Source organism: Streptomyces racemochromogenes, from assembly GCF_044129415.1.
GTDB classification, from domain to species: Bacteria; Actinomycetota; Actinomycetes; order Streptomycetales; family Streptomycetaceae; genus Streptomyces; species Streptomyces racemochromogenes_A.
The window spans coordinates 1-4,560 of record NZ_JBBDHD010000247.1 but is presented as its reverse complement, the minus strand read 5'-3'; the positions used below and the strand labels follow the sequence as shown (position 1 = coordinate 4,560).

Sequence of the window (4,560 nt, the reverse complement as noted above, 5' to 3'; positions counted from 1 at the left end):
CCCCCCCCCCCCCCCCCCCCCCCCCCCCCCCCCCGCCCCCCCCCCCCCCCCCCCCCCCCCCCCCCCCCCCCCCCCGCTCCGCGGGGTACGGCTAGGCCTTGGCCTCGGCCAGGAGGTTCTGGATCCGGGTCACGCCCTCGACCAGGTCCTCGTCGCCCAGGGCGTAGGACAGGCGCAGGTAGCCCGGGGTGCCGAAGGCCTCACCGGGGACGACCGCGACCTCGGCCTCGTCCAGGATCAGCGCGGCGAGCTCGACCGAGGTCTGCGGGCGCTTGCCGCGGATCTCCTTGCCGAGCAGCTCCTTGACCGACGGGTACGCGTAGAACGCGCCCTCGGGGGTCGGGCAGAAGACGCCGTCGATCTCGTTGAGCATCTTGACCATCGTCTGGCGGCGGCGGTCGAAGGCCTTGCGCATCTCGGCCACGGCCTCCAGGTCGCCGGAGACGGCGGCCAGTGCGGCGACCTGGGCCACGTTGGAGACGTTGGAGGTGGCGTGCGACTGCAGGTTGGTCGCGGCCTTGATGACGTCCTGCGGGGCGATGACCCAGCCCACGCGCCAGCCCGTCATGGCGTACGTCTTGGCGACGCCGTTGACGACGATGCACTTGTCGCGCAGCGCCGGGACCAGCACGGGCAGCGAGGTGAACGTCGCGTCGCCGTAGACCAGGTGCTCGTAGATCTCGTCGGTCAGCACCCACAGCCCGTGCTCGGCTGCCCACTCGCCGATCGCCTTCGCGTCGGCCTCGCTGTAGACCGCGCCCGTCGGGTTGGACGGGGAGACGAACAGGACGACCTTGGTGCGCTCGGTGCGCGCCGCCTCCAGCTGCTCGACGGAGACCCGGTAGCCGGTGGTCTCGTCGGCGACGACCTCGACCGGGACACCGCCGGCGAGGCGGATCGACTCGGGGTAGGTGGTCCAGTACGGGGCCGGGACGATGACCTCGTCGCCCGGGTCGAGGATCGCCGCGAAGGCCTCGTAGATGGCCTGCTTGCCGCCGTTGGTCACCAGGACCTGCGAGGCGTCGACCTCGTAGCCGGAGTCGCGCAGCGTCTTGGCGGCGATGGCCTTCTTGAGCTCGGGCAGGCCGCCCGCCGGCGTGTAGCGGTGGAACTTCGGGTCGCGGCAGGCCGCGACCGCCGCCTCGACGATGTAGTCCGGGGTCGGGAAGTCGGGCTCGCCCGCGCCGAAGCCGATCACCGGGCGCCCGGCGGCCTTGAGGGCCTTGGCCTTGGCGTCCACGGCGAGGGTCGCGGACTCGGAAATGGCGCCGATACGGGCGGACACCCGGCGCTCGGAGGAAGGCGTTGCAGAGGTCATGCGGCCAATCGTCCCAGACGCTCCGGAAGCCCCGCACACCGTTTCAATCACCGGACGGAGCAGGTCCGGATGTTCTCTGTTCGACGTCAGGCCCAGGACCACGTATGCTCTGCTGTCGTTGGTCCTCACCGAACGCCCCGGGGCGCGAGCACTCCGTGCACTCGTCCGGATGCGGTAAGTTGGGGAACGCAAAGGGTCGTAGCTCAATTGGTAGAGCACTGGTCTCCAAAACCAGCGGTTGGGGGTTCGAGTCCCTCCGGCCCTGCTCCACACTCCTTCTCGGATGTGTGTGCGCAGGTACGTATTTCGATGCAACGCCGTGCGGCGCAACCGGGCGCGGCTACGGCCACGACCCGGATTCAGGTGAGAGACGTGACGGACGCCCTGGGCTCCATCGACATGCCTGACGCCGACAACGACACGCGCGAGAAGAAGGCCCGCAAGGGTGGCAAGCGCGGGAAGAAGGGCCCTCTGGGCCGCCTCGCGCTGTTCTACCGCCAGATCGTCGCGGAACTCCGCAAGGTCGTCTGGCCGACTCGCAACCAGCTCACGACGTACACCACCGTGGTGATTGTCTTCGTCGTCATCATGATCGGTCTGGTGACCGTGATTGACTATGGGTTCCAGGAAGCCATCAAGTTCGTCTTCGGCTGATCCCCGCGGAGGGCGGCGCCTTGATGGGTGCCGCCCCTTTTCGCATGTTCCACCACCTTTTGTATCCAGGAAGAAGCAGCCACCGTGTCTGACCCGAACCTGAACGCGAGCCACGACTCCGTCGAGTCCGTCGAGGACGAGCTCGACATCGTCGAGGCGGCAGACGCTGTGGACCCGGACGAGGCCGAGCTCGCCGACGCCGAGGCCGGCGTCGACGCCGAGGACGCCGCGCTGCACGTCGAGGACGCCGACGACGACACCGACGCCGACGACGAGGCCGAGGCCGAGGAAGCCGACGAGGACGCCGAGGACGAGGGCGACGTCGAGGCGGCCGCCGAGGACGCGGAGGAGGCCGAGGAGGCCGCTCCCGCCGAGCCCGTCGACCCGATCCAGGCGCTGCGCGACGAACTGCGCCTGCTCCCGGGCGAGTGGTACGTGATCCACACCTACGCGGGCTACGAGAAGCGCGTGAAGGCGAACCTGGAGCAGCGTGCCGTCTCGCTGAACGTCGAGGAGTTCATCTACCAGGCCGAGGTGCCCGAGGAAGAGATCGTCCAGATCAAGAACGGCGAGCGCAAGAACGTCCGGCAGAACAAGCTGCCCGGCTACGTGCTCGTCCGCATGGACCTGACGAACGAGTCCTGGGGCGTCGTCCGCAACACCCCCGGTGTCACCGGCTTCGTCGGCAACGCCTACGACCCCTACCCGCTGACGCTGGACGAGATCGTCAAGATGCTCGCCCCGGAGGCGCAGGAGAAGGCCGCCAAGCAGGCTGCCGAGGAGGCCGGCCTGCCGGCGCCCGCCGTCAAGCGCACCATCGAGGTCCTGGACTTCGAGGTCGGCGACTCGGTCACCGTCACCGACGGCCCGTTCGCCACGCTCCAGGCGACGATCAACGAGATCAACCCGGACTCGAAGAAGGTCAAGGGCCTCGTCGAGATCTTCGGCCGCGAGACCCCGGTCGAGCTGAGCTTCGACCAGATCCAGAAGAACTGATCCGGTTCTTCTGAGCGACGCTTCCGAAGCAGGTCAGACCCGCCCGTAAAGGCGGTCTGACCTGCTCGGTTTTTAGCCCCGCACCCATACCCGTTATCGTGGTGCGGTATGCCTCCATCCGGATGACCGGAAGGCGGCTGGAAAACTCTCACTAGGACCCGGAGAGAGCAATGCCTCCCAAGAAGAAGAAGGTCACGGGGCTTATCAAGCTCCAGATCAAGGCCGGTGCGGCCAACCCGGCTCCGCCGGTCGGCCCCGCGCTCGGTCAGCACGGCGTCAACATCATGGAGTTCTGCAAGGCCTACAACGCCGCGACCGAGTCGCAGCGTGGCATGGTCGTGCCGGTGGAGATCACGGTCTACGAGGACCGTTCCTTCACCTTCATCACCAAGACCCCGCCGGCCGCGCGCCTCATCCTGAAGCACGCGGGCATCGAGAAGGGCTCCGGCGAGCCGCACAAGACCAAGGTCGCGAAGCTCACGCGTGACCAGGTCCGCGAGATCGCCACGATCAAGATGCCCGACCTCAACGCGAACGACCTGGACGCCGCGGAGAAGATCATCGCCGGCACCGCCCGTTCCATGGGTGTCACGGTCGAGGGCTGATCAGCCCCCTCGCAGTTCCCCAGTGGTAGGGCCAAGCGCTGGTCCGTACCACGACTCCATGCCTGAAGCACTTACACAGGAGCAGAAGTGAAGCGCAGCAAGACTCTCCGCGCTGCGGACGCCAAGGTCGACCGGGAGAAGCTCTACGCTCCCCTGGAGGCCGTCCGTCTCGCCAAGGAGACCAGCACCACCAAGTTCGACGCCACCGTCGAGGTTGCCTTCCGCCTGGGTGTCGACCCGCGCAAGGCCGACCAGATGGTCCGCGGCACCGTGAACCTCCCGCACGGCACCGGTAAGACCGCCCGGGTCCTGGTCTTCGCGACCGGTGACCGTGCTGCGGCCGCGGAAGCCGCCGGCGCCGACATCGTCGGCGACGACGAGCTGATCAACGAGATCGCCAAGGGCAACCGCCTGAACGAGTTCGACGCCGTCGTGGCGACCCCGGACCTCATGGGCAAGGTCGGCCGCCTCGGCCGCGTGCTCGGTCCGCGTGGTCTCATGCCGAACCCGAAGACCGGCACCGTCACCATGGACGTCGCCAAGGCTGTCACCGACATCAAGGGTGGCAAGATCGAGTTCCGCGTCGACAAGCACTCGAACCTGCACTTCATCATCGGCAAGGTCTCCTTCTCCGATGAGCAGCTGGTCGAGAACTACGCGGCGGCCCTGGACGAGATCGTCCGTCTGAAGCCGTCCGCCGCCAAGGGCCGCTACATCAAGAAGGCCGCCCTGAGCACCACGATGGGCCCCGGCATCCAGCTGGACTCCAACCGCACCCGGAACCTCCTCGTCGAGGAAGACCCGGCCGCGGTCTGAGCCTGACGGCTCGCCTGAACGGCTGAACGGGCCCCGGGCCGCCCCCCCCCGGGGGGGCCGGGCCGGGGGGGGGGGGGCGGCGGGCCGCCCCCCCCCCCTGACCTGGTCTTACTCTGTCGGGGTGGCGGGATTTGAACCCACGACCTCTTCGTCCCGAATCAACGTGGGCGG

General features: G+C 68.4%; 5 protein-coding genes and 1 tRNA gene. 5 read left to right on the top strand and 1 reads right to left on the bottom strand.

Annotated features, from left to right (window positions below):
• Window positions 1–91: 91 nt before the first annotated feature.
• On the bottom strand, window positions 92–1,318 hold the full coding sequence (locus WDV06_RS36355) for a pyridoxal phosphate-dependent aminotransferase (RefSeq protein ID WP_395514079.1): 1,227 nt from the start codon (window positions 1,316–1,318) through the stop codon (window positions 92–94).
• A 192-nt stretch (window positions 1,319–1,510) separates the two neighbouring features.
• Here WDV06_RS36355 and WDV06_RS36350 point away from each other — a divergent pair.
• The 5 genes from WDV06_RS36350 (at window position 1,511) to rplA (ending at window position 4,389) form a co-directional block, all read left to right on the top strand.
• Window positions 1,511–1,583: transfer RNA gene (locus WDV06_RS36350), tRNA-Trp, on the top strand.
• Between the two features lie 107 nt (window positions 1,584–1,690).
• Window positions 1,691–1,972 (top strand): preprotein translocase subunit SecE, encoded by a 282-nt coding sequence (gene secE, locus WDV06_RS36345; protein ID WP_390687602.1) that lies wholly within the window; start codon window positions 1,691–1,693, stop codon window positions 1,970–1,972.
• Between the two features lie 84 nt (window positions 1,973–2,056).
• The gene (nusG, locus tag WDV06_RS36340) at window positions 2,057–2,968 is read left to right on the top strand and encodes a transcription termination/antitermination protein NusG (protein WP_395514078.1); all 912 of its coding nucleotides are present in this window, start codon (window positions 2,057–2,059) and stop codon (window positions 2,966–2,968) included.
• A gap of 170 nt (window positions 2,969–3,138) precedes the next feature.
• The gene (gene rplK / locus WDV06_RS36335) at window positions 3,139–3,573 is read left to right on the top strand and encodes a 50S ribosomal protein L11 (protein WP_351878424.1); all 435 of its coding nucleotides are present in this window, start codon (window positions 3,139–3,141) and stop codon (window positions 3,571–3,573) included.
• A gap of 87 nt (window positions 3,574–3,660) precedes the next feature.
• Window positions 3,661–4,389, top strand: a complete 729-nt coding sequence (gene rplA / locus WDV06_RS36330; protein ID WP_042818557.1) for a 50S ribosomal protein L1 — start codon at window positions 3,661–3,663, stop codon at window positions 4,387–4,389.
• Window positions 4,390–4,560: the final 171 nt, after the last annotated feature.

Bases quoted from the DNA above. Each gene is read 5' to 3' on its own strand.
- WDV06_RS36355 (WP_395514079.1), bottom strand. From the start codon at position 1,318: ATGACCTCTGCAACGCCTTCCTCCGAGCGCCGGGTGTCCGCCCGTATC.
- rplK (WP_351878424.1), top strand. From the start codon at position 3,139: ATGCCTCCCAAGAAGAAGAAGGTCACGGGGCTTATCAAGCTCCAGATC.